Origin of the sequence: Marinobacter guineae (assembly GCF_002744735.1) — a bacterium.
Lineage (GTDB): Bacteria > Pseudomonadota > Gammaproteobacteria > Pseudomonadales > Oleiphilaceae > Marinobacter > Marinobacter guineae.
The window spans coordinates 130,842-153,609 of sequence record NZ_KZ319343.1; the positions used below are offsets into that span (position 1 = coordinate 130,842).

The 22,768-nt window shown below is 58.0% G+C and carries 22 protein-coding genes and 1 pseudogene; 16 read left to right on the forward strand and 7 right to left on the reverse strand.

Annotated features, from left to right (window positions below):
* The first annotated feature begins 52 nt into the window (after positions 1 to 52).
* The 3 genes from CLH62_RS19335 (at position 53) to CLH62_RS19345 (ending at position 3,192) form a co-directional block, all read left to right on the forward strand.
* The gene (locus CLH62_RS19335; RefSeq protein ID WP_099619824.1) at positions 53 to 1,471 is read left to right on the forward strand and encodes an FAD-dependent oxidoreductase; all 1,419 of its coding nucleotides are present in this window, start codon (positions 53 to 55) and stop codon (positions 1,469 to 1,471) included.
* Between the two features lie 128 nt (positions 1,472 to 1,599).
* Positions 1,600 to 2,664 carry a uroporphyrinogen decarboxylase gene (gene hemE, locus CLH62_RS19340; protein ID WP_099619825.1) on the forward strand — a complete coding sequence of 355 codons (1,065 nt, stop codon included), beginning with the start codon at positions 1,600 to 1,602 and terminating at the stop codon, positions 2,662 to 2,664.
* A 159-nt stretch (positions 2,665 to 2,823) separates the two neighbouring features.
* Positions 2,824 to 3,192 (forward strand): PilZ domain-containing protein, encoded by a 369-nt coding sequence (locus tag CLH62_RS19345; RefSeq protein ID WP_099619826.1) that lies wholly within the window; start codon positions 2,824 to 2,826, stop codon positions 3,190 to 3,192.
* 238 nt (positions 3,193 to 3,430) lie between these two features.
* Here CLH62_RS19345 and radA read toward each other — a convergent pair whose 3' ends face one another.
* Together radA and ettA are read right to left on the reverse strand one after the other, a co-directional pair.
* The gene (gene radA / locus CLH62_RS19350; RefSeq protein WP_099619827.1) at positions 3,431 to 4,807 is read right to left on the reverse strand and encodes a DNA repair protein RadA; all 1,377 of its coding nucleotides are present in this window, start codon (positions 4,805 to 4,807) and stop codon (positions 3,431 to 3,433) included.
* Positions 4,807 to 6,468: an energy-dependent translational throttle protein EttA gene (ettA, locus tag CLH62_RS19355; RefSeq protein WP_099619828.1), complete on the reverse strand. Its 1,662-nt coding sequence runs from the start codon at positions 6,466 to 6,468 to the stop codon at positions 4,807 to 4,809. Before ettA ends, radA begins: the two co-directional genes overlap by 1 nt.
* A 275-nt stretch (positions 6,469 to 6,743) precedes the next feature.
* Between ettA and glyA the strand changes: the two genes are divergently transcribed.
* The 7 genes from glyA to thiL all read left to right on the forward strand — a co-directional run bounded on the left by glyA (position 6,744) and on the right by thiL (position 12,846).
* Positions 6,744 to 7,997: a serine hydroxymethyltransferase gene (gene glyA, locus CLH62_RS19360; RefSeq protein WP_099619829.1), complete on the forward strand. Its 1,254-nt coding sequence runs from the start codon at positions 6,744 to 6,746 to the stop codon at positions 7,995 to 7,997.
* A gap of 84 nt (positions 7,998 to 8,081) precedes the next feature.
* Entirely contained in the window at positions 8,082 to 8,597 is a 516-nt protein-coding gene (gene nrdR, locus CLH62_RS19365; protein WP_099619830.1) for a transcriptional regulator NrdR, read from the forward strand.
* Entirely contained in the window at positions 8,594 to 9,709 is a 1,116-nt protein-coding gene (ribD, locus tag CLH62_RS19370; RefSeq protein WP_099619831.1) for a bifunctional diaminohydroxyphosphoribosylaminopyrimidine deaminase/5-amino-6-(5-phosphoribosylamino)uracil reductase RibD, read from the forward strand. The genes nrdR and ribD overlap by 4 nt, the downstream gene beginning before the upstream one ends.
* Before the next feature lie 64 nt (positions 9,710 to 9,773).
* Entirely contained in the window at positions 9,774 to 10,889 is a 1,116-nt protein-coding gene (ribBA, locus tag CLH62_RS19375; protein WP_099619832.1) for a bifunctional 3,4-dihydroxy-2-butanone-4-phosphate synthase/GTP cyclohydrolase II, read from the forward strand.
* A gap of 47 nt (positions 10,890 to 10,936) precedes the next feature.
* Positions 10,937 to 11,413: a 6,7-dimethyl-8-ribityllumazine synthase gene (gene ribH, locus CLH62_RS19380; RefSeq protein WP_099619833.1), complete on the forward strand. Its 477-nt coding sequence runs from the start codon at positions 10,937 to 10,939 to the stop codon at positions 11,411 to 11,413.
* Positions 11,413 to 11,895: a transcription antitermination factor NusB gene (gene nusB / locus CLH62_RS19385; protein ID WP_099619834.1), complete on the forward strand. Its 483-nt coding sequence runs from the start codon at positions 11,413 to 11,415 to the stop codon at positions 11,893 to 11,895. The genes ribH and nusB overlap by 1 nt, the downstream gene beginning before the upstream one ends.
* A 3-nt stretch (positions 11,896 to 11,898) precedes the next feature.
* Entirely contained in the window at positions 11,899 to 12,846 is a 948-nt protein-coding gene (gene thiL, locus CLH62_RS19390) for a thiamine-phosphate kinase (protein ID WP_099619835.1), read from the forward strand.
* Between the two features lie 97 nt (positions 12,847 to 12,943).
* On the opposite strand, the gene CLH62_RS21490 is transcribed toward thiL, so the two are convergent.
* Positions 12,944 to 13,147, reverse strand: coding sequence for a DUF6316 family protein (locus CLH62_RS21490; protein ID WP_099619836.1), 204 nt, complete (start codon positions 13,145 to 13,147; stop codon positions 12,944 to 12,946).
* Between the two features lie 269 nt (positions 13,148 to 13,416).
* Between CLH62_RS21490 and CLH62_RS19400 the strand changes: the two genes are divergently transcribed.
* On the forward strand, positions 13,417 to 14,112 hold the full coding sequence (locus CLH62_RS19400; protein ID WP_099619837.1) for a DUF2057 family protein: 696 nt from the start codon (positions 13,417 to 13,419) through the stop codon (positions 14,110 to 14,112).
* A 34-nt stretch (positions 14,113 to 14,146) separates the two neighbouring features.
* Here CLH62_RS19400 and CLH62_RS19405 read toward each other — a convergent pair.
* Both CLH62_RS19405 and CLH62_RS19410 read right to left on the reverse strand, forming a co-directional pair.
* Positions 14,147 to 15,677: pseudogene (locus CLH62_RS19405) on the reverse strand (WS/DGAT/MGAT family O-acyltransferase).
* The gene (locus CLH62_RS19410; protein WP_099619838.1) at positions 15,677 to 16,594 is read right to left on the reverse strand and encodes a LysR family transcriptional regulator; all 918 of its coding nucleotides are present in this window, start codon (positions 16,592 to 16,594) and stop codon (positions 15,677 to 15,679) included. Before CLH62_RS19410 ends, CLH62_RS19405 begins: the two are co-directional and overlap by 1 nt.
* A gap of 302 nt (positions 16,595 to 16,896) precedes the next feature.
* On the opposite strand from CLH62_RS19410, the gene CLH62_RS19415 reads away from it, so the two are divergent.
* Entirely contained in the window at positions 16,897 to 17,883 is a 987-nt protein-coding gene (locus CLH62_RS19415) for a glutathione S-transferase family protein (protein WP_099619839.1), read from the forward strand.
* Positions 17,884 to 17,938: 55 nt separating this feature from the next.
* Here CLH62_RS19415 and ispB read toward each other — a convergent pair whose 3' ends face one another.
* The gene (ispB, locus tag CLH62_RS19420; protein WP_099619840.1) at positions 17,939 to 18,907 is read right to left on the reverse strand and encodes an octaprenyl diphosphate synthase; all 969 of its coding nucleotides are present in this window, start codon (positions 18,905 to 18,907) and stop codon (positions 17,939 to 17,941) included.
* 284 nt (positions 18,908 to 19,191) lie between these two features.
* On the opposite strand from ispB, the gene rplU reads away from it, so the two are divergent.
* The 4 genes from rplU (at position 19,192) to proB (ending at position 22,299) form a co-directional block, all read left to right on the forward strand.
* Positions 19,192 to 19,503, forward strand: a complete 312-nt coding sequence (rplU, locus tag CLH62_RS19425; protein WP_099619841.1) for a 50S ribosomal protein L21 — start codon at positions 19,192 to 19,194, stop codon at positions 19,501 to 19,503.
* Positions 19,504 to 19,540: 37 nt separating this feature from the next.
* On the forward strand, positions 19,541 to 19,801 hold the full coding sequence (gene rpmA, locus CLH62_RS19430) for a 50S ribosomal protein L27 (protein WP_088829262.1): 261 nt from the start codon (positions 19,541 to 19,543) through the stop codon (positions 19,799 to 19,801).
* A gap of 144 nt (positions 19,802 to 19,945) precedes the next feature.
* Positions 19,946 to 21,139: an Obg family GTPase CgtA gene (gene cgtA / locus CLH62_RS19435; protein WP_099619842.1), complete on the forward strand. Its 1,194-nt coding sequence runs from the start codon at positions 19,946 to 19,948 to the stop codon at positions 21,137 to 21,139.
* 35 nt (positions 21,140 to 21,174) lie between these two features.
* Positions 21,175 to 22,299, forward strand: a complete 1,125-nt coding sequence (gene proB, locus CLH62_RS19440; RefSeq protein ID WP_099619843.1) for a glutamate 5-kinase — start codon at positions 21,175 to 21,177, stop codon at positions 22,297 to 22,299.
* Between the two features lie 69 nt (positions 22,300 to 22,368).
* Here the strand turns inward: proB and rpsT are convergent, their stop codons facing one another.
* Entirely contained in the window at positions 22,369 to 22,638 is a 270-nt protein-coding gene (gene rpsT / locus CLH62_RS19445) for a 30S ribosomal protein S20 (RefSeq protein ID WP_099619844.1), read from the reverse strand.
* Between the last annotated feature and the right edge of the window lie 130 nt (positions 22,639 to 22,768).

The following is a 22,768-nucleotide window of genomic DNA, read 5'->3' on the forward strand; positions in this document are numbered from 1 at the left end:
TGCGCGGCCTGGCTGCCACCTCTGTCGAAATTGAGTTGATGAGAGCATCAAAATGAAAGAACGACTGAGTAACGACTTCCAGTTTGTCGAAGTAGGGCGGATTGACCCGAAGAAGGTACCGGCCAGAAAGCGGAAGAAAGAGTTTGGTGAGATTTACCACCCGTTTACGGCGGACCATGCCTCCTCTCAGGCCCACCGTTGCCTGGAATGTGGTAATCCATACTGCGAGTGGAAATGTCCGGTTCACAACTACATCCCGAACTGGCTCAAACTGGTGTCCGAGGGCAATATTATGCGGGCGGTTGAGCTGTGTCACCAGACCAACTCCCTGCCTGAGGTCTGCGGTCGTGTGTGTCCCCAGGACCGCCTGTGTGAAGGCGCCTGCACCCTGAATGACGGCTATGGCGCGGTCACCATCGGGTCGGTCGAAAAGTACATCACCGACACCGCCTTCGCCCTTGGCTGGAAGCCGGATATGTCCGCAGTTAAGTGGACAGACAAGAAGGTCGCAGTCATTGGTGCTGGCCCGGCCGGCCTGGGATGCGCCGATGTTCTGGTTCGCAACGGCGTGAAGCCGGTTGTGTTCGACATTTACCCGGAAATCGGCGGCCTGCTGACCTTCGGTATCCCCGAGTTCAAGCTGGAAAAGTCGGTCATGACCCGTCGCCGCAAGGTGTTTGAGGAAATGGGCGTGGAATTCCGTCTGTCCACCGAGGTGGGCAAGGATGTTCAACTGCAGGACATCCTTGACGAATATGACGCCGTCTTCATGGGCATGGGCACCTACACCTACATGAAGGGTGGTTTCCCAGGTGAAGACTTGCCGGGAGTTTACGACGCGTTGCCGTTCCTGGTCTCCAACGTTAACCGTCGTCTGGGCTTTGAAAAAGACGAGGCGGACTTCATCGACATGAAAGGCAAGCGAGTCGTTGTTCTCGGTGGTGGTGACACCGCCATGGACTGCAATCGCACCTCCATCCGTCAGCAGGCCGAAAGCGTGACCTGCGCCTACCGCCGGGACGAGGCCAACATGCCGGGCTCTCGCAAGGAAGTGGCCAATGCCAAGGAAGAGGGCGTGAAGTTCCTCTTCAACCGGCAGCCAATCGCCATCCTCGGTGAAGACCGGGTTGAAGGTGTCAAAGTGATCCAGACCCGTCTGGGTGAACCCGATGAAAACGGCCGCCGCCGTCCGGAAGTGGTGCCGGGCAGTGAGGAGGTCATTCCGGCTGACGCGGTTCTGGTGGCTTTCGGTTTCCGTCCCAGCCCGGCCGAATGGTTCGATGACCTGAAGGTGGAAACCGACGATTCAGGGCGAGTGACCGCACCTGAGGAAGCCGAGTTTGCCTTCCAGACCAGCAACGCGAAAATCTTCGCCGGTGGCGACATGGTCCGTGGCTCGGATCTGGTCGTAACCGCTATCTGGGAAGGCCGCCAGGCTGCCGAAGGCATCATGGATTACCTGGATATCTGAGTGCAGGTTTGATCCTGATCAGAAGGGCGGCATCCTAAGGGAAAGCCGCCCTTTTTTATTGCCGCAATCGGGGTATCATGGCTCCCCATCTGATGTGACCCTTTTGTACAGACAACGCTGGATTTCCTATGACCGAGCTGAAAAATGACCGTTTCCTGCGCGCCCTTATGCGCCAGCCCGTTGACCGTACCCCGGTATGGATGATGCGACAGGCAGGGCGATACCTGCCGGAATACCGCGCAACACGGGCGAAGGCCGGAGATTTTCTCAGCTTGTGCAAGAATACCCCGTTGGCCTGCGAGGTCACCCTGCAGCCTCTGGAACGTTACCCCCTGGATGCTGCGATTCTGTTTTCGGACATTCTCACCATTCCGGATGCGCTGGGGCTGGGCCTGTACTTTGAAACCGGGGAAGGCCCCAAGTTCCGCAACACCATTCGTTCCGAGGCTGATGTTGCGGCACTGCCGAAAATAGACGCAGAAGTAGATCTGGATTACGTCATGAATGCGGTTTCGACCATTCGTGGCGCCCTCAACGGCAGCGTGCCCCTGATTGGCTTCTCCGGCAGCCCCTGGACTCTCGCGACCTATATGATCGAAGGCGGTTCTTCCAAAGATTTCCGGGAAGCCAAGAAGCTGATGTACGGCCAGCCTGAGGTGATGCACCGTTTGCTGGACCATCTGGCAGATGCGGTTATCGACTACCTGAACGGCCAGATCAAGGCCGGCGCCCAGGCGGTTCAGATTTTTGATACCTGGGGCGGTGTGCTCAGCAGCTGGGCCTATGAAGAGTTCTCGCTGCGCTACATGAAGAAAATTGTCGACGGCCTGATTCACGAGAGCGAGGGCCGCCGGGTACCGGTCATTCTGTTTACCAAGAATGGCGGTCAATGGCTGGAATCCATCGCTGATTCCGGTGCAGACGCTGTCGGTCTGGACTGGACCACGGATATTGGCAACGCCCGCGCCCGCATCGGTGATCGGGTTGCGCTCCAGGGCAATATGGATCCGGCCATGCTGTACGCCCCACCTGAGCGGATTCGCCAGGAAGTAGCGGATATCCTGCGCCGCTATGGTTCAGGCACCGGGCATATCTTCAACCTTGGGCATGGCATTACACCGGATGTGGATCCGGAGCATGCTCGGGCATTTATCGAGGCTGTTGTTGAATTGAGCCCTGAGTATCATCGCTGATTCTGGAGTTAGCTGCTTCCTAGCATCGTAGGTCGGGTTAGGCGCGCAAAGCGTGCCGTAACCCGACAACCTCTGACCCACCCAAAAAACTCCTCTGGATGCAGCCTTCTGTCCGGTCTATAGTCAGGTAAACCAAGATCGGTAAACAGGAGTAACCACTTGCCCGCCAAAAATCCCGAAAAACGTCGGTTCCACAGAATCGAATTCGACGCGCCCTGTGAGCTTCACTGCCAGGAATCTGTCTGGACAACGGAAGTGCTCGATATTTCACTGAAAGGCGTTCTGGTAAAACGACCGGAGGGATGGAACGTTCCGTTGAAGCAGCCTTGTGAGGTGATTGTTCACCTGAATGATCATGAAGCGGGGATTGTTATGGCGGTAGAGCTCCGGCATGTGGAGCCGCACAGGCTTGGTTTCAAGTGCCAGTATATCGACCTCGACAGCGCTACCCATCTTAAGCGTCTTGTTGAACTTAACCTCGGCGATCAAGCGTTGTTGGACAGGGAGTTCGCCCATCTTATTGATTAGGTGGGTTTGTCAGGTTACGGCTTCGCCTAATCCGACCAACGCCGTTGATCTGGTAATCGATACTTCAGAGTCTTGATAGTTGGAGTCTTGCTAGGCTGTATGCAGGAGAGGTTGGCGGGGGCTCTTCCAAAAATGTTGGAGGCCATGGATGGCCGGAAACAAGCGCACATGGAAGTGCTCGTAGCGGTTTTTGGAAGAGCCCCCGCCAACCTCTCCGTTAACTCCCAAGAAAGCAGGCCTAAAGCTCTTCCAGAGCAGAAAGCGCATCACTAAGCTTGGTCACCGGAATCACCTTCATGCCTTCTATGGCCTTGCGCGGAGCATTGGATTTGGGCACCAGGGCTCGGGTAAAGCCGTGCTTGGCGGCTTCATAGATTCGTTCCTGGCCGCTCGGTACTGGACGTATCTCTCCCGATAGGCCGACTTCCCCGAAAATTACCAGATCCTGGGGCAGGGCTCGGTCGCGGAACGAAGAGACGATGGCGGCCAGCAGCGCCAGGTCGGCACTGGTTTCGTTCACCTTGACACCTCCGACCACGTTCACGAACACATCCTGATCAGATACATGCATGCCACCGTGGCGGTGCAGTACCGCCAGGAGCATTGCCAGCCGGTTCTGGTCCAGGCCAACCGCTACACGTCTTGGATAGCCACCCTGGGCCATGTCCACCAGGGCCTGGATCTCTACCAGCATCGGGCGGGTGCCTTCCCAGACCACCATCACCACACTGCCGGGCGCGGCTTCCTCGCCACGGTTGAGGAATATGGCGCTGGGATTCTTTACTTCCTTCAGGCCCTGCTCCAGCATGGCAAAAACGCCCAGCTCGTTCACCGCACCGAAACGATTCTTGATGCCGCGAAGTGTGCGATAGCGGCTGTCGCTAGAGCCTTCCAGCAGGATAGAACAGTCGATCATGTGTTCGAGTACTTTCGGGCCGGCCAGGCTGCCGTCTTTGGTGACATGCCCGACAAGGAACAGGATGGTGCCGGTCTGCTTGGCAAAGCGGGTCAGGAAGGCGGCGCTTTCGCGCACCTGGGACACACTGCCAGGGGCCGACTCGGTATCGGCCACGTGCATCACCTGAATACTGTCCACCACCAGAATTCGCGGTTTTTCCGCTTCTGCTACCTGCATCACCCGCTCAACACTGGTTTCAGACAGCATTTTCAAGTCTTTGGTGGGCAGTCCCAGCCGCTTGGCGCGCATGGCCACCTGCTGCAGGGATTCCTCACCGGTAACGTACAGCGCCGGGACGCTGGCCGCCAAGTGGCAGACGGCCTGAAGCAGTAGTGTGCTCTTGCCGGCGCCGGGATGGCCGCCCATCAGCACGGCCGAGCCTTCCACCAAACCACCGCCGAGAACCCGGTCGAACTCCTGCATGCCGGAGCTGATGCGGGGCTGCTCCGCCAGGCTGACGTCGTCCAGGCTCTGGACTTCCGACAGGCTGCCGGCGAAGCCATCAAATCGGGTGCCGCGTGAGCCTTTGGCATTGCTGCTGACGCCGCGGATTTCGCTGATGGTATTCCAGGCCTGGCAGGCGGTGCACTGACCCTGCCACTTGGAATAGTCTGCACCACATTCGGTGCAGACGTAGGCAGTTTTTGCTTTTGCCATCAGGCCAGCTTCTTGTACTTCATGCGCTTGGGCTGCATTGCAGAATCGCCCTTGCGCTTTTTGAAGTCTTCGTCGTATTCCGTGAAGTTGCCTTCGAAGTACACCACTTCGCCGTCGTCCTCGAACGCCAGGATATGGCTCGCTACCCGGTCCAGAAACCAGCGATCGTGCGAGATCACCAGGGCGGAGCCCGGGAAGTTGAGCAGGGCTTCTTCCAGGGCGCGCAGGGTCTCCACGTCCAGGTCGTTGGTGGGCTCGTCCAGCAGCAGAACGTTGCCGCCTTCCTTGAGCAGTTTGGCCAGGTGCAGGCGGTTACGCTCACCACCGGACAGGTCGCCAACCCGTTTCTGCTGGTCGCTGCCTTTGAAGTTGAAGCGTCCCACGTACGCCCGGGACGGGGTCTCGTAGTTGCCCACCTTGATGATATCGTTGCCGTCGGAGAGCTCTTCCCAGACGGTTTTGCTGCCATCCAGGTCGCGCATCTGGTCGACATACGCCAGTTCCACGGTTTCACCCACGGTAATGTCACCGGAATCGGGCTTGTCATAACCCGCGATCATCTTGAACAGGGTGGACTTGCCAGCACCGTTACCACCGATAATGCCCACAATGGCGCCGGGCGGTACGCTGAAAGATACGTTTTCGTAGAGCAGGCGGTCACCGAAGGATTTGCTGATGCCGTCCACTTCGATCACCTTGTTGCCCAAGCGAGGTCCGGGCGGAATGTACAGCTCGTTGGTTTCATTGCGCTTCTGGAATTCCTGGGAGCTCATCTCCTCAAAGCGGGCCAGACGGGCCTTGCTCTTGGACTGACGGCCCTTGGCATTGCTGCGAACCCATTCCAGTTCTTCCTTGATGGCTTTCTGGTGAGAGGCCTCCTGCTTGGACTCCATCTCCAGGCGCTTCTCCTTGTTCTCAAGCCACTGGCTGTAGTTGCCCTCGAACGGAATGCCGTGGCCGCGATCCAGTTCCAGAATCCAACCGGCAACGTTGTCCAGGAAATAACGGTCGTGGGTGATGGCAACCACGGTACCTTCGTAATCGTGCAGGAAGCGTTCAAGCCAGGCGACGGATTCGGCATCCAGGTGGTTGGTAGGCTCGTCCAGCAGCAACATGTCCGGGCCGGAGAGCAGCAGGCGGCAGAGAGCCACCCGGCGGCGCTCGCCACCGGACAGAACGCTGACCTTTTGATCCCAGGGCGGGAGGCGCAACGCGTCGGCGGCGACTTCCATCTTGCGTTCAATGTCGTGCCCGTCAGTGGCCTGGATGTAGGCTTCCAATTCTCCCTGTTTCTTGGCCAGGGCGTCGAAATCCGCATCCGGTTCGGCATAGGCCGCGTAGACATTGTCCAGTTCCGCCAGGGCGTCATGAACCCCGGAGACCGACTCGTCGACAATTTCCTTCACGGTTTTTTCTTCGTCCAGTTCCGGCTCCTGGGGCAGATAGCCCACGTTGATGCCGGGCTGGGGGCGGGCTTCGCCAATGTAATCCTGGTCCACGCCCGCCATAATGCGTAGCAGGGTGGATTTACCGGAACCGTTGAGGCCGAGTACGCCAATTTTGGCGCCGGGGAAAAAACTCAGCGAAATGTCTTTCAGGATCTCCCGCTTGGGCGGAACCACTCTGCCCACGCGATTCATGGTGTATACGTATTGGGCCATGTCGGCTTAAACCTCTTTACCAAACAGGTTCGTGAATTCAAATATTGATCGCCCTTGTTCGGACTGCATGCTATTGATCCGGTAAGGTATCGAAACCGATCAGTGATAGCAATTGAGCGGAAACCGGAGGTGGCCGCATGCCGGTATCTGCGGACGGTATAAATGGGTGATTTTTTACCCGTTTGTAAGATAGAATAGCGGCCCAATTTTTAAGGGAGCCTGCGGAGATTTCCAAAGCTCTCCGGGCCAGCCAAGCACACAGGGGCAGCGCATCCATGTTTAATCGTGAAATGAAAATCGCCGGCTTTGACGACGAGCTCTGGAACGCCATGCAGGCGGAAGAGAAGCGTCAGGAAGCTCATATCGAGCTGATTGCGTCTGAAAATTACACCAGCCCCCGGGTGATGGAAGCCCAGGGCAGCGTGCTGACCAACAAGTACGCTGAAGGCTATCCGGGCAAGCGCTACTATGGCGGCTGTGAGTTTGTGGATATTGCCGAACAGCTGGCGATTGATCGCGCCAAGGAGCTCTTTGGCGCAGCCTACGCCAACGTACAGCCGCATTCCGGCTCCCAGGCCAACTCTGCTGTGTTCATGGCGCTTCTGAAGCCTGGTGACACCGTCCTCGGTATGAGCCTGGCCCACGGCGGCCACCTGACCCACGGCGCCAGCGTCAACTTCTCTGGCAAGATCTATCACGCCGTACAGTATGGCCTGAACCCGGAAACCGGTCTGATCGATTACGACGAAGTGGAGGCCCTGGCCGTTGAACACAAGCCGAAAATGATCATTGCCGGCTTTTCTGCCTATTCCCAGGAGCTGGACTTCGCCCGTTTCCGCGAAATTGCGGACAAAATCGGCGCTTTCCTGTTTGTCGACATGGCGCACGTTGCCGGCCTGGTAGCCGCAGGTGTGTACCCGGATCCGATTCCGCACGCTCATGTGGTCGCGACCACTACTCACAAGACCCTCCGCGGCCCCCGTGGCGGCCTGATTCTGGCCTGTGACGACGCGGATCTGCAGAAGAAGCTGAACTCTGCGGTGTTCCCGGGCGGCCAGGGTGGCCCGCTGATGCACGTGATTGCCGCCAAGGCGGTGTGCTTCAAGGAGGCCATGAGCGATGAGTTCAAGACCTACCAGAAGCAGGTGGTCAAAAATGCCTCGGCCATGGCTGACGTGTTTGTTGAGCGTGGTTTTGACGTGGTGTCCGGCGGTACGAAGAACCACCTGTTCCTGCTGAGCCTGATCAAGCAGGATATTACCGGTAAGGACGCCGATGCGGCGCTTGGCCGTGCCCACATCACAGTCAACAAGAATGCGGTTCCCAACGATCCGCGTTCACCGTTCGTAACCTCCGGCTTGCGGATCGGCACTCCGGCCATTACCACCCGTGGTTTCGGCGAAGCCGAGTCTCGTGATCTGGCTGGATGGATCTGCGACATTCTCGAGAATCTGGAAGATGAGGCGGTAAACAGCCGGGTTCGTGAGCAGGTTAGTGCTCTGTGTGCCCGTTTCCCTGTCTACGGCTGATCTTTTTATAGCTAGACTACAGGCCAGACCCGCCGGGTTGATCGATTATCGATCAACCCGGCTTCCTCTTCGGAGCTCCTGACTATGCATTGTCCTTTCTGTGGTGAAGCAGATACCAAGGTGATTGACTCCCGGCTCGTGGCCGAGGGTGATCAGGTGCGCCGCCGCAGGGAGTGCCTGTCGTGCCGTGAGCGGTTTACCACCTTTGAGTCCGCCGAACTGGTGATGCCCCGGGTGGTCAAGCAGGACGGCACCCGGCAGCCTTTTGATGAGGAAAAGCTGCGCTCGGGGCTTATGAAAGCGCTGGAAAAACGGCCGGTAAGCATTGAGCAGATTGACGCTGCCCTGAACCGCATCAAGTATCGCCTGCGGGCAACGGGCGAGCGGGAAGTGAAATCGATGCAGCTGGGCGAAGAGGTAATGACCGAATTGCGCCAGCTGGACAAGGTGGCTTACGTCCGTTTCGCGTCGGTATACCGCAGCTTCCAGGATATCAACGAATTCAAGGAAGAAATCGAGCGGCTGTCGGCAAGCAACGGTGAGGCTGCCGAGGTCGCCAAGGCGCTGGCGGATAACCACTCTCCCGAAGGAAAGGCATGATCGAAAACCGCGACAGGGCCATGATGGCGCGGGCTGTCCAGCTTGCCTGGCGCGGTCGGTACTCGACGCATCCCAACCCCCGGGTCGGCTGCGTCATTGCCCGGGGCGATCTGGTGCTCGGGGAAGGCTGGCATGAACGTGCCGGCGAAGCCCATGCCGAAATCCGTGCGCTGAGCCAGGCTGGCCCGGATGCCCGGGGTGCCACGGCTTATGTGACTCTCGAGCCGTGCAGCCATTTCGGTCGCACACCGCCCTGCGCCAGGGCCCTGATCGACGCCGGAGTGGCCCATGTCTATGCGGCGACAAAGGACCCGAACCCTTCGGTGTCGGGGCGTGGGCTGGAAATGCTCCGGGAAGCCGGGGTCCGGGTTACCGAAGGGCTGCTGGCGGCCGAAGCTGTGCGCCTGAACCCGGGCTTCATGAAGCGCATGAATACCGGCCGACCCTGGGTGCGTTTGAAAATGGCAGCCAGCCTGGATGGCCGAACCGCAATGGCCTCCGGCGAGAGCCAGTGGATAACCGGCAGCGATTCCCGTCGGGATGTGCAGCGCCTGAGAGCCATCAGCGATGCAATTCTCACAGGTGTCGGTACCGTTCTGGCTGACGATCCATCGTTGACGGTTCGGCGGGAAGAACTGGGAGATATCGGTGATGCTACGGAGCCATCGAGGCAGCCTCTGAGGGTGATCGCAGACCGGGATGCGCGCACGCCCAGTTCGGCGAAGATCCTTCGGGGCGGCAATGTGCAGCTGTTCTGTGCGTCATCAACGCTGGCGACGGCGCCGGCCCAGGATCTGGCGGCACTTGGCATCAGTCTGACCGGCGTGGCCTGGAAAGACAACGGCATTGATCTGGCCGAACTGCTGGACTCCCTGGGCGAGCTCGGCATCAATGAACTGCTGGTCGAGGCGGGCCCCACACTGGCCGGTACGTTCATCAGCGAAAGTCTGGTAGATGAACTCTGGCTCTATCAGGCGCCGGTGTTCCTCGGTAGTACAGGGCGTCCGACCGCGCACCTGCCGCTGGAAACCATGGCAGATAAAGTACAATGGAAGGTGCTGGACCGACGTCAGGTGGGGGAGGATCAGCGCCTGATTCTCGCTCGCCGGTAATCCATACATTCAGGAGGTTTCATCAGCAAACGGCTGCCGGAACTCCGCAAGGGTGCAAAACCATATGGCACTGAACAGTATTGAAGACATCATTGAAGATATCCGTCAGGGCAAAATGGTCATACTGATGGACGACGAGGATCGCGAGAACGAAGGCGATCTGGTGATGGCCGCCGAGCATTGCACGGCGGAAGCCATTAATTTCATGGCCCGTTTTGGCCGCGGCCTCATTTGCATGCCCATGACCCGGGACCGCTGTGATCAGCTTGGTCTTCCGTTGATGGTTCAGCAGAATGCGTCCGGTTTCGGTACCAAATTCACTCTGTCCATTGAAGCCGCGGTGGGCGTGACTACCGGTATTTCCGCGGCCGACCGTGCCCGCACGGTTCAGGCTGCCGTGGCCCGGGACGCCAAGGCCAGTGACCTGGTTCAGCCCGGTCATATCTTCCCCCTGATGTCAGATCCGGGTGGAGTCCTGAGCCGCGCCGGCCACACCGAGGCGTCCTGCGATCTTGCTGCCCTGGCTGGTTGCGAGGCGGCAGGGGTTATCTGCGAGATCATGAACGACGATGGCTCCATGGCCCGCAGGGAAGACCTGGAGCGATTTGCCGAAGAACACGATCTCAAGATGGGCACCATTGCCGATCTGATTCATTACCGCACCATGAACGAGCGCACCGTTGAGTGTGTGGAAGAGAACGACCTGGACACCGAATACGGTGTTTTCAGCCTTCGTACCTACCGTGACAATATCCAGGGTGCGACTCACCTTGCCATGGTGATGGGGGATATTTCCCCGGACGAGCCGGCCTTTGTGCGCGTTCACATTACAGATACCTTGCGAGACCTTCTGGGTGCCCGCCGCAAGGATTCCCGAAGCTGGCCTCTGCACCACGCCCTTGAAAAAGTGGCAGCCGAGGGCAAGGGTGTGGTTGTTCTGCTGAACAGCGCCGAAGACAGCTATAACCTGGAAGATCGCATCCACGAATTTTTTGATAAAGGCCAGGGGGCCTCAGGCAAAGGCAGCTCTGGTGTTTATTTCACCGTCGGGACCGGTTCCCAGATCCTCCGGGACATCGGTGTCGGCAAGATGCGCCTGCTGAGCCCGCCGATCAAGTTCTCGGCAATTTCCGGTTTCGATCTGGAAGTGGTTGAATACGTCCCCTATACCCCTGAATGATAAACCCGGTCGCGGCCCTGTTACCGCGACACGTGAAGGAGCCATTAATGGCAGATATCAGAGTAATTGAAGGTGATTTTACCGAGTGCAGCGGGCGCTATGCCCTGGTGGTCGGCCGATTTAACGGTTTTGTTGTTGAAAGTCTGGTTGAAGGCGCGCTGGATACTCTGCGCCGTCACGGAATTTCCGATGATGATGTCACCATCGTGCGGGTGCCCGGCGCCTATGAGATGCCCCTGGCCGTCAAACGCGTAGCGGAAACGGGCGAGTACGATGCGATCATTGCGCTGGGTGCCGTCATTCGTGGCGGAACCCCGCATTTTGAATACGTTGCCGGTGAAGCCTCAAGCGGTATTGGCGCGGTCAGTCTCGACACAGACGTACCGGTGACCTTTGGCGTGCTGACGGTGGATTCCATCGAACAGGCTATCGAGCGCGCGGGCACCAAGGCCGGTAACAAAGGCGCCGAAGCGGCCATTACGGCACTTGAAATGGTCAGCCTGTTCAAGAAACTGGGTGAGTAATGAGCGAAACTGAAGGTACATCACCACAGCCGGCACCGTCCGGCCAGCCGAAAGCCGGTGATCGACGCCGCGCCAGGGCTTTGGCCATGCAGGGGCTTTATCAGCGCCATTTCAGCAAGACGGCCATTTCTGACATTGAGGCCGAGTTCATGGTCGACAATGACACGAGCAAGGTTGACCTGCTGTACTTCCGTGACCTGCTCCGTGGTGTGCACCGGGAGCAGGGTGAGCTGGACAAGTTGATTGAGCCGTTTCTGGACCGCCCGATCAATGAGGTGGATCCGGTGGAGCTGGCCATTGTCCGGCTCGGAGCCTATGAACTGAAGCATCGCCTTGATGTGCCCTACAAGGTAGTCATCAACGAAGGTATCGAAATGGCCAAGCGCTTCGGCGGCACCGAAGGCCATAAATTCGTCAACAGCATCCTCGACAAGCTGAGCGGTCGGCTCCGGCTCGCCGAGACCCGCTCCCGCTCCCGCTAGCCGATGGGTGAGTTTGAGCTGATTCGGCGGTATTTTTTGCCGCTCGCCGGGCAGCAGAAATCCCGGACCCTGATTCTGGGGCCGGGGGATGATTGCGCGATTCAGCGAATTCCGGCAGGCCGGGATCTAGTCTTCTCCATGGATACCCTGGTCGAGGGTGTCCACTTCCCCAGGAATTATCGTCCGGATTACCTTGGCTGGCGTGCGTTGGCCGTAGCGGCGAGTGATTTGGCCGCCATGGGGGCAAGCCCGGAGTGCTTCACTCTGGCTCTGACCATACCCACTGCAGACGAGCAATGGCTTGCTGGCTTTGCTGGTGGGCTCAGAAGGGCCAGTAAGGCCTTCGGGTTAGTGCTGGCTGGCGGTGATACAACCTCCGGCCCGCTTACGTTGACTCTTCAGGTACATGGAACGGTTGAGCAGGGAGCCGCCATTCGACGTACGGGCGCCCGGCCGGGCGACCTTGTCGCGGTCTCTGGAACACTTGGAGACGCCGGTGCTGCGCTGGATTACCTTAACGAGGCGAACCCTTCGCCAGACATTGCAGCCGTGTTGGATCGTTATCATTCACCGCGGCCCAGGCTGGCGCTTGGCATCTCCTCCCGAGGCGTTGCGAGTGCCGCTGTTGATGTCTCAGATGGCCTGCTTGCGGACCTGGAGCATATTCTTGAGGCCTCTGAAGTCGGCGCGAGAATCGACAGCGCCCGAATACCGGTATCACCGCATCTGAAACGTCTGAAAGGCGATGCAGCGCTGGGCTATGCGCTGCGGTCCGGTGATGACTATGAGCTGTGCCTGACCATCCCGGCAGAGTGCTGGAGAACTGCCCCAGACGCGATCCGTAACGAACTGTCGGTGATCGGTACTGTCGAATCCCGGCCCGGGCTGGTTCTCGATGGTAAGCCGTGTGGTGCAGATACCGGGTTCGACCATTTCAAGGGTAGTCCCTGAGCCCAGGTTGCTGAACGTCTGAGCGGGGAATTCTCTATAAGCTCTCATGCCCCCGGAATGCCTGTAATGATTCAGGGGGCCTCACTGAGGCCCCCTGTTAATGGAGTTGCTGCTCTTCAGGTAACAATCGAACAACGTGTAAAAACCGTTTTAAGCCCGTCTCGGCTCGCTCCCGTGAAGCAAAAGGGCCACTGTCAAAGCCTTCCCGGGTAGTGAAGTACCATTTGCTCCCCACACAGAAGAATCGACTACTGCGAAAGGGAACCGGCCCTTGTTCTCCGGTTCTGCATTGGGTATCCATGGTGTCTCCTGTGCCCGCTTTTCTGTTCTGTTTTTTTGGGGCGCCGCGTTAATGTCTGCCGATCTGTTTAAAATTAATCCAATTCCGGACAAATTCAACATTTTTTTACATTTTTACGGGATGCGTCTCAAACGGGATCAAAGACCCTGGCTCGGGACAGGTCGCTAAAGCGATGCCATTGTCTTGCCCTTGTCAGATGCACTCGTCAGAATGCTACGGGTCCGGCGCGAGCCTGAGTCTGTTTTGTTCCGCATAGCCAAGGAGATTAAATGAGAATCTGTCACGTAAACCGTGTTTTCGAATCGATGATGAGAGGCTGGCATAAACACGCCGTCAGTCTTCGTGCCGGGCTGGCAGCATCGCTTGCGTTGTTTCTGGTGGGTTGTGCTTCCAGTGTCAGTGTGGTGGAAACCTGGGATGGTAATCCTGAGGCCGCTGAGCGCGCGGCTACGCTCAAGACACCGGGTGAAATCCGGGTGGTCCGGGTGAACGACCGTAGTATGACTAATTTTCTGATGGACGATCTGGCACTGGACTACGCTTTGCTTCCCGGTGAAAACGAGGTGGTCTTTGTTTACAAAACCATTTGGGCGAAAACCGGAGTGGTCAGCAACGGCGAATCGAAAGTTCACGTTATCGAAAGTGAGCCTCAGGTGGCGCGTTTTGAGGCTGCGGCTGGTGAGATCTACCATTTTGAGTATGATCGGCCGGACACCCGGCAGGAAGCGGAGCGGATGATGCCTGAGTTTTCTGCCAGTGTGGTTTCTTCGTCGGGGCAGTCAGTGGCAAGTTCGAGCGTCTGGGACCCGGCTGAGGCGATCACTGCGTCCCGGACTCCCATCCCTGAGTCGCCGTCTGATGGCACCTCCGCGAGCGGTGGTAACGCCCTGGACCAGCTCAAGGCCGTATGGGAAACCGCCAGTGACGAGGAGAAAAAAGCGTTTCTCCGTTGGGCGTTTGAATAATATCTGATCCTGCGCAGCCGTTTCCGGGCCGTACTCAGCTCCGGAAACGGCTCAAGGTTTTCTTCAGAAGTCCCTCCAGTGCTGTCATTGCATCATCTGCCAGGGTCTGGGTTGAGCTTGCGGTTATTAGCCCATGGCTGTCGTCTGCCCCGAGCCGTTGCATAGCCTCCTCAATCGCATCCAGGCTTTCAGCCACATGGGCCTGCAATGAATCCCCGTTCGCGACCACGTCCGGACAGGTGGTGAAGTTCAGTGTCAGCCTGCCTTCATAGCTTACTGCCACTATCACAAGCCCCATACTGTCGAACAATGGCGCCGTGTTGTACTGCTGAACCAGACGTGCGCCTTGTAAATACAGCGGTACCTGTGGTCCGGGAACATTAGTGATTGGCAGGTTGAATACCGGCTGGTAGCGCTGGGCAATCTGCAACTCCGAGTATAGCCTGGCGGATAGGGCAAGCATGGTCGACGGCAGGAGTTCCGTGAGTCGATCGGCGGCTATGGCCTCCCGGTATGGCTCCGAAGCTACTGCGTTCCAGTGAATCCGGCGAATCCGTTGCGCAGGGTTTGGCTCATTAGTGGCAAGGTCCAGCAGCATGGCGGACATCTGGTTTCCGGTTGCCCTGCGCAAGCTGTTTGAGCGAACAGAAATTGGAGTCATTGCCACCAGGGATTTGCTGGCGTCGGCACCTTCGCTGATCAGGTAGCGTCGGAGAGTCTCGGCGCACAGGCCGAGAACCACGTCATTCAGAGTGACGTCGCCGAGCGATGCCTTGATCGTTTTCAGTCGCGAGAGTTGAACGCTGGCCGCGATTATCTGCCGGTTTGCGGTAATCTGCCGATTAAACGGGCTGTGGGGAGCAGAAAACAGTGGCAATGGCAGCGGTAGTTTGCGCAGTTGCTTCTGAATCAGTCCCCGTGCAGTGGCTTCGGCGGCATTGACCGCCAGCGAGGTGAACTGCAGCGGCGTCCGAAGGATATTCGCGCCTGCCTGCAGCATGACCCGCTCTTCTGAAGGCTCTGGCCGAGGGTGCCAGGGTCGGGGTGGAGTAATCGAGCGAGGCTCCGGGGTGTACTCGAGTAACTTTCCGATGATTTCTTCGCCGCTGAAGGCATCGATAGCCGCGTGGTGTAACTTCACGATCAACGCAAAACCAGCACTGCCAGCATCCTCCTCATCAAGCTTGAAACCATCCACGAACGTTATGTGCCACAGGGGGCGGTCTCTTTTCAGGGGTTCCTCCAGAATCTTGGAGGCCAGTGTCATCAGGCTGGCTTTGCGGCCGTGTTCGCCGAGATTGACGTAGGCGAGGTGGCGGCTCGATGCTGAAGTCCGGGTCGTCAATCCAGTAGGGGCGGCCCAGGCGCAGGGGGATTTCTTTGAGACGCTGGCGGAACACCGGTACCACGTGGAGCCGGCTGCGGAGGTAGGCAACAAAGGTACTGAAGGCTAGTGGTGTTTCGCGTTCGCTGGCGTCAAAAAGATAGACCCCACCTATGTGCATCGGGGTCGTTTCCGATTCGAGGTAAAGGAATGAGGCGTCCAGTTCCGACAGCTGCCGCATCACAGGGCTCCCTTCGGCGTTGTTTGTACAACTTCTTCCCTGCCAAGCCGTTCCCAGAACCACATAAGAGCCTTGCCTTGGTCTTCCGCATGTCTGGCGAGGTGCAACATGATGGGCTGGCGGGGCTCGTGCACCTGCTTGGCGACCAGGCTACCGTCTTTCAGCTGCTGGCTGATCCTCGACTCGGGTAGCCATCCAACCCCAAGCCCTGCGACCTGAATGGCAATCTTCTGGTCAATGTTGGCGACGGTCAGGGTCCGTTGCCGGCGAAAAATGCCGGCATGTCCCGGGGGCAGAGAGCGCGAGGTGTCTGCCGCCACGGCTGCAGGGTATCGCGAGATATCCTCTTCTGAAAGAGGCTCTTCGGCAGTTGCAAGAGGGTGCTCGGCAGCGACAGCAAACACAAATGGCATTTCACCAAGAGCTTGGGTCGTGAAGTTTCCCGCCGGTTTGCTGAAATTGTCCGCGCCGATGATCAGGTCCACCCGCCGACTTTGCAGGGCGTCCCAAGTGCCGGCGAAGACTTCCTCTACGATTTGCACGTCGACCGGCACTCCGAGTTCATAGAATTCCCGAATTGCCGGGAACAGGCATTCTGCTGGCAGCAATGAGTTGAATCCAATCCGTAGTCTGGTTTCCCAGCCCTGGGCGACCTGGCGTGTTGTGTGGGCGAGGTTCTCTGCCGCCTCAAGAAGTGTACGACCCTCTTCCAGAAGGTAGTGGCCTGCCGGAGTCAGTTTGGCGCGGTGGCCGGTGCGGTCGTAGATAGCAACGTTCAGGTCTTCTTCAAGCTTCTGCACGGTGTAGCTGATGGCAGAGGGCACCCGGAAGAGTTCGCCTGCGGCGCCGGCAAAGCTGCCTTTGCGGTCGATGGCATCAAGGACTTTGAGGGCGTCTATGGTGATGGCTGTATGCATGTTCGAATTATCTGAGGTTGTTGGCCAGAAATGCTTGTTTGAGAGGGTAGCAGGGTCGCCGTTATTCTTCCTTCAAATTATCAGGCTTTGGAGGACAGCTAACCGGGCTGTTTTTATCTGGTGGCAGCGGGTATTGAAGAAGGCCTTTGCAAACACGCCGTGAACCCGTCCCTGGGGGCTCGGCATTGCCATCCCTGGCAATGCACGGTTTGCAAAGGCCTTCTTCAATACCCTCGGCAGGCTTTGTGCCGGCCCGCTCCCGGAACAGGGTCGCACCTGCAGGAATTTTCATCGGAGGATTTATGGGGCTTTTGATTGACGGCAAATGGCATGACCAGTGGTATGACACCGATAAAACCGGCGGCAAGTTTGAACGTGAAGCGGCGCGGTTCCGGAACTGGGTGACGGCGGATGGTTCGCCGGGACCGGATGGTGAAGGTGGTTTCAAGGCCGAGTCCGGACGTTATCACCTCTATGTGTCCATGGCGTGCCCCTGGGCGCACCGGACGTTGATTTTCCGAAAGCTCAAGGGGTTGGAGAAGCATATTTCCGTGTCGGTGGTGCATCCGGACATGGTGGAGAATGGCTGGGAGTTCCGGCCTGAGAGTGAGCAGCATCGGGATCATCTGCATGGTTTCCGGTTTATGCATGAGGTCTATACCAAGGCGGCGCCTGAGTATTCCGGGCGGGTGACGGTGCCGACGTTGTGGGACAAGGAAAAGCAGACGATTGCGAGCAATGAATCCGCCGAGATTATCCGGATGTTCAATTCGGCGTTTGATCGGCTTGATGGCGTTCGTACCGACCTGGATTTTTACCCGGAGGCTCTGCGGGGCGAGATTGCGGAGGTGAATGCCCGGGTTTACGACACGGTCAACAACGGTGTGTATAAAGCAGGCTTTGCGACAGCACAGGATAAATACGAGGAAGCCTACAAGGCACTTTTCGAGTCGCTGGACTGGCTGGAGGATCGGTTGTCTGGTCAGCGATACCTGGTGGGCGGTCAGTTAACGGAGGCGGACTGGCGGCTGTTCACCACGTTAATTCGCTTTGATGCGGTGTATTACAGCCATTTCAAATGCAATCGCCAGCGGATCGGCGATTTCCCGGCGCTTTCTGCGTATTTGCGGGATCTGTATCAGGTACCGGGTGTTGCGGAGACGGTGGATATCGGGCAAATCAAGCGCCACTACTATGTCAGCCAGCGGACTATCAACCCGACCCAGATTGTGCCGGTCGGTCCTGAGCTGAACTTTGATGCGCCTCATGGGCGTGAACACTTGGGCTGAAGCCGGGGCCGGACGCCGAGCTCAGATGAACGCTTTCATCTGCCCCATGTTCAAATCAGCTGACCCGGGCGACCGCAACTTCGGTCAGCAGCTCCATTGCTTCTTTGTGGCCTGAGGCCGGCAGGGCAGTCAGGCAGGCTTTCGCCAGGCTGGCCTGTTCCCGGGCCTTGGACATGGTGTATTCAATGGCGCCGGAGTTCTCAACGATCTCCAGAATCCGGGGTAACTCGTCCAGCCCGCCCTTGCGAATGGCCTGACGGATCAGTTGGCGCTCGTCATCGGTGCAATGGGCCATGGCGTGGATCAGGGGCAGGGTGGTTTTGCCTTCAGCCAGGTCGTCGCCGACGTTTTTGCCCATGGCTTGTGCATCACCCCGGTAATCCAGAATGTCGTCTACCAACTGGAACGCCAGGCCCAGATGCTTGCCGTAGTCTTTCAGGCCCCGCTCCTGGTCGTCACTGGCCTCGGCGAGCAGGGCACCAGTGTGGGAAGCGGCTTCAAACAGCATGGCGGTCTTGTTGTGGATGACCTTCATGTACTGGCCTTCGGTCAGGTCCGGATTTTTCACGTTCATCAGCTGCATGACTTCACCTTCGGCAATCACGGCTGTGGCGTGGGACAAAACCTCCATGATAGACAGGCTTTTTAGCTCCACCATCATCTCGAAGGCCCGGGCGTAGAGGAAATCACCTACCAGCACGCTCGGGGCGTTTCCCCAGCGTGCATTGGCGGTGCTCCGGCCCCGTCGCATGTCCGAGGTGTCTACCACATCGTCATGGAGCAGGGTGGCGGTATGAAGGAATTCAATGACGGCAGCTAGCTTCAGATGGTCGTTTTTGCCGTAGCCTGCAGCCTGGCTGGAAAGTAAAACCAGTAATGGTCTCAGTCGCTTACCGCCGCTTTCGATGATGTAATGGGCGATTTTTTCCACCAGGGGAACGTCTGAGGAAAGCCGCCGGATGATCAGATCATTAACGCGGCTGAAGTCGTCGGCCACGGTGTCGTAAATACGCTGGGCTGTCATGCGGCTTGTGGATCCCTTGCTGGTGTTTCTGTTGATATTTCGGGGAGGACGCAGCAATGCTAGGTATTGCCGGTTGAGGTGTCAACGTTAAGTCGGGGTCAGATGAAAGCGTTCATCTGACCCCATGTTCACCCTATTTTCAACTTGCTTAGCCGGGCGTGTTCTCGTACAATCACGCGCCCAACTCATCCCAACCTGCGCTCCCTGCTATAGGGTCGCCAGAGCGCTTCCCTTAGAACCAGGTGGATAAGAGCAGGGATGGGTCAATCGTGGAGAACGAGTAAATGTACGCAGTTATTGTTAGCGGTGGTAAACAGCACCGTGTAAAAGAAGGCGAAACCCTGAAGCTGGAAAAGCTGGAAGTGGAAACCGGCGGTAACGTCGAGTTTGATCGCGTTCTGCTGATCGCCGATGGTGATAAGGTTCAGGTTGGTGCGCCGGTTGTTGATGGTGCCAAAGTGACTGCGGAAGTGGTTAGCCACGGCCGTCACGACAAGATCAACATCATCAAGTTCCGTCGTCGTAAGCATTCCATGAAGCGTCAGGGCCACCGTCAGTGGTTTACTGAAGTCAAGATCACGGGTATCCAGGGCTAAGACCCTCGAGTAACCCCTTATATTAAGGAGGCTTGTAATGGCTCACAAAAAAGCAGCAGGTAGTACCCGTAACGGTCGCGATTCCGAGTCGAAACGACTTGGTGTGAAGCGCTTTGGCGGTGAGACTGTTTCTGCAGGCAGTATCATCATTCGTCAGCGTGGCACTCGTTTTCACGCTGGTAGCAACGTTGGCATTGGCAAGGACCACACCCTGTTTGCGAAAGCAGATGGCCAGGTGAAGTTCGAAGTCAAAGGCCCGCAGAGTCGCAAGTTCGTGAGCATCGTTCCTGCTGCGTAAGCAGCGGCGATCCGGTTCTGTCGAACCTTGGGTGGCGCTGATATCCTGATAGAATAGGAAGGTCAGAGCGATCCGGAGCCCCGCAAAGCTTCCTTGAGGCTGCGGGGCTTTTTAGTTTATGCGCATTGCGCAAAGGGTTGATTAATGAAATTCGTAGACGAAGCCACCATCATTGTGGAGGCCGGCAAGGGCGGTCACGGCTGCCTGAGCTTCCGGCGTGAAAAATACGTTCCCAAGGGTGGCCCCGACGGTGGCGACGGGGGCGATGGTGGTTCCGTGTTTCTGGAAGCGGACGAGTCGCTCAATACACTGGTTGACTACCGTTTTCAACGCAAACACAAAGCTCAGAATGGTGAGCCGGGCTCTGGCCGAAACTGCACCGGTACCAAGGGTGAGGATCTTATCCTGCCCGTTCCGGTTGGCACGACGGTTGTGGATATGGATACTCATGAGGTGCTTGGGGACCTGACCCATGCAGGGCAGCGTCTGAAGGTTGCCCAGTGTGGTTTTCATGGTCTTGGTAACACCCGCTTCAAGTCCTCGGTTAACCGCGCGCCCCGGCAGACCACCAAGGGCTCTGAAGGCGAGCTGCGCAACCTGCGGCTGGAGCTGAAGGTGTTGGCAGATGTTGGGCTGCTGGGTATGCCCAATGCCGGCAAGTCCACCTTTATCCGCTCGGTGTCGGCGGCCCGCCCGAAAGTGGCGGATTATCCCTTTACCACGTTGGTGCCTAACCTCGGGGTCGTCAGTGTGCAGGCGCATCAGAGCTTTGTGATTGCCGACATCCCCGGCCTGATTGAGGGGGCCGCTGAAGGTGCGGGGCTCGGTATCCGGTTCCTCAAGCATCTGGTCCGCACCCGGCTTTTGCTGCATCTTGTGGATGTGGCGCCTTACGATGGCTCTTCGCCGGCGGATGCTGTCCGGGCTATTGCGCACGAGCTTGAGAAGTTCAGTGAAACCCTCGCCAGCCGGCCCCGATGGTTGGTGCTGAACAAGGTGGATATGTTGGCCGAGGAAGACCGCGACGCTCATTGCCAGGCTATTGTTGATGAGCTTGGCTGGGAGGGGCCGGTGTTCCGGATTTCCGCCCTCAGTGGCGAGGGTACCAAGCCTCTGGTTCAGGCGGTTATGCGCTGGATCGAAGAGCAGGCCGAGGAAGAGGCCCAGAACCCCGAGGTTGCGGAGCGCGAAGCCCGGCGCCGGCGGCAGATGGATGACGAGGCCCGGGTCCGTATCGAGGCAGAGCGTCAGGCCCGCCGTGCTGCCCGTGAGGACGACGATGACGATGACTTCGACGATGATGACTACGACGTCGAAGTGGTTTACGCGCCTGAGTAAAGCAGGATTAACGCCAGAGAGACCGCTCACGCACCATGACTGAACGCCTACAGTTGCGCCAGGCCCGTCGCCTGGTTATCAAGATCGGAAGCGCCCTGCTGACCAATGATGGCCGGGGGCTGGACGTTGCTGCTCTGGGCTTGTGGGTGGACCAGATTGCGGAGCTGGTTGAAGAAGGTGTGGAAGTGGTCGTGGTTTCCTCCGGTTCGGTGGCCGAGGGGATGAGTCGCCTTGGCTGGACCGTAAGGCCGGAGCAATTGCACCAACTGCAGGCCGCCGCCGCAGTCGGTCAGATGGGGCTGGTGCAGACCTGGGAGGCCCAGTTCAAGCGGCACGATATCCACACTGCCCAGATTCTACTGACCCACGATGATCTCTCGGACCGCAAGCGATACCTCAATGGCCGCAGCACGCTCCGGGCGTTGCTCGATTTTGGCGTAGTGCCGATCGTCAACGAGAACGACACCGTGGTGACCGACGAAATCCGCTTCGGTGACAACGACACCCTTGGCGCGCTGGTGGCAAACCTGATCGAGGCGGACGGGCTGATTATCCTGACCGATCAGCTTGGACTGTTTGACAGGGATCCCAGGAAGAACGCCGACGCCCGTCTGGTCACTGAGGGTAAGGCTGGTGACCATGAACTGGATGCCATGGCCGGGGGTGGTGCCGGGGTGCTGGGGCGGGGTGGCATGCTGACCAAGTTGCGAGCTGCTCGCCTGGCCGCCCGATCTGGTGCGTTTACTGTTATCGTTGGTGGTCGTATCGAGGGTGTGATCGGCCGGCTACGGCAGGGTGATGTGATTGGCACCTTGCTGCTTCCCGAGCAGGGCCGGATCGCTGCCCGCAAGCAGTGGCTGGCCAGCCATTTGCAGACCCGGGGCAAGTTGACCCTGGATGATGGTGCTGTAAAGGTGGTGTGTCTCGGCGGGCGGAGCCTTCTTCCGGTGGGAGTAAAGGGCGTGGCCGGTCAGTTCCGCCGCGGCGAAATGGTGTCCTGCATTGACCAGGCTGGCAAAGAGATTGCCCGGGGGCTCGTGAATTACGATGCTGATGAGGCCAGGGCGATTGCGGGGCGATCCAGTGACCGGATTGTCGATGTTCTGGGCTATATTTCCGGCGAGGAAATGATTCACCGGGACAATCTCATTGTCGTGTGATGCTTATTTCCCGCCCATAAAAAAACCGGCCAGTTGGCCGGTTTTTTTATGTATCTGAAGTAGAGCGAGTTATGCGCTTTTCAGAGACTTGATCTTTGCGCTCAGGCGGCTCTTGTGACGAGCAACCTTGTTCTTTGCGAAGATACCTTTGTTGACCATGCTGTCCAGAATCGGCTGGGCCTGCTGGAAAGCAGCCTGAGCTTCTTCGTAGTTGCCGGCCTCAATCTTGGACTGGATCTTTTTCATGTAAGTACGAGCCATGGAACGAAGGCTTGCATTGTGCTTGCGGTTCTTCTCGTTCTGACGTGCGCGCTTCTTGGCTTGCGGGGAATTTGCCACCGTAAAACTCCTGAAAATCTCAAATTCGTTGCTGAATGATTCGTTACATCGCGGGCGCGCCAAAACCAGCGCGTCGAAATTAATGACGCGGAACTATGCCGCTCAAACCTCGAAATGTCAAGGCTAAAAC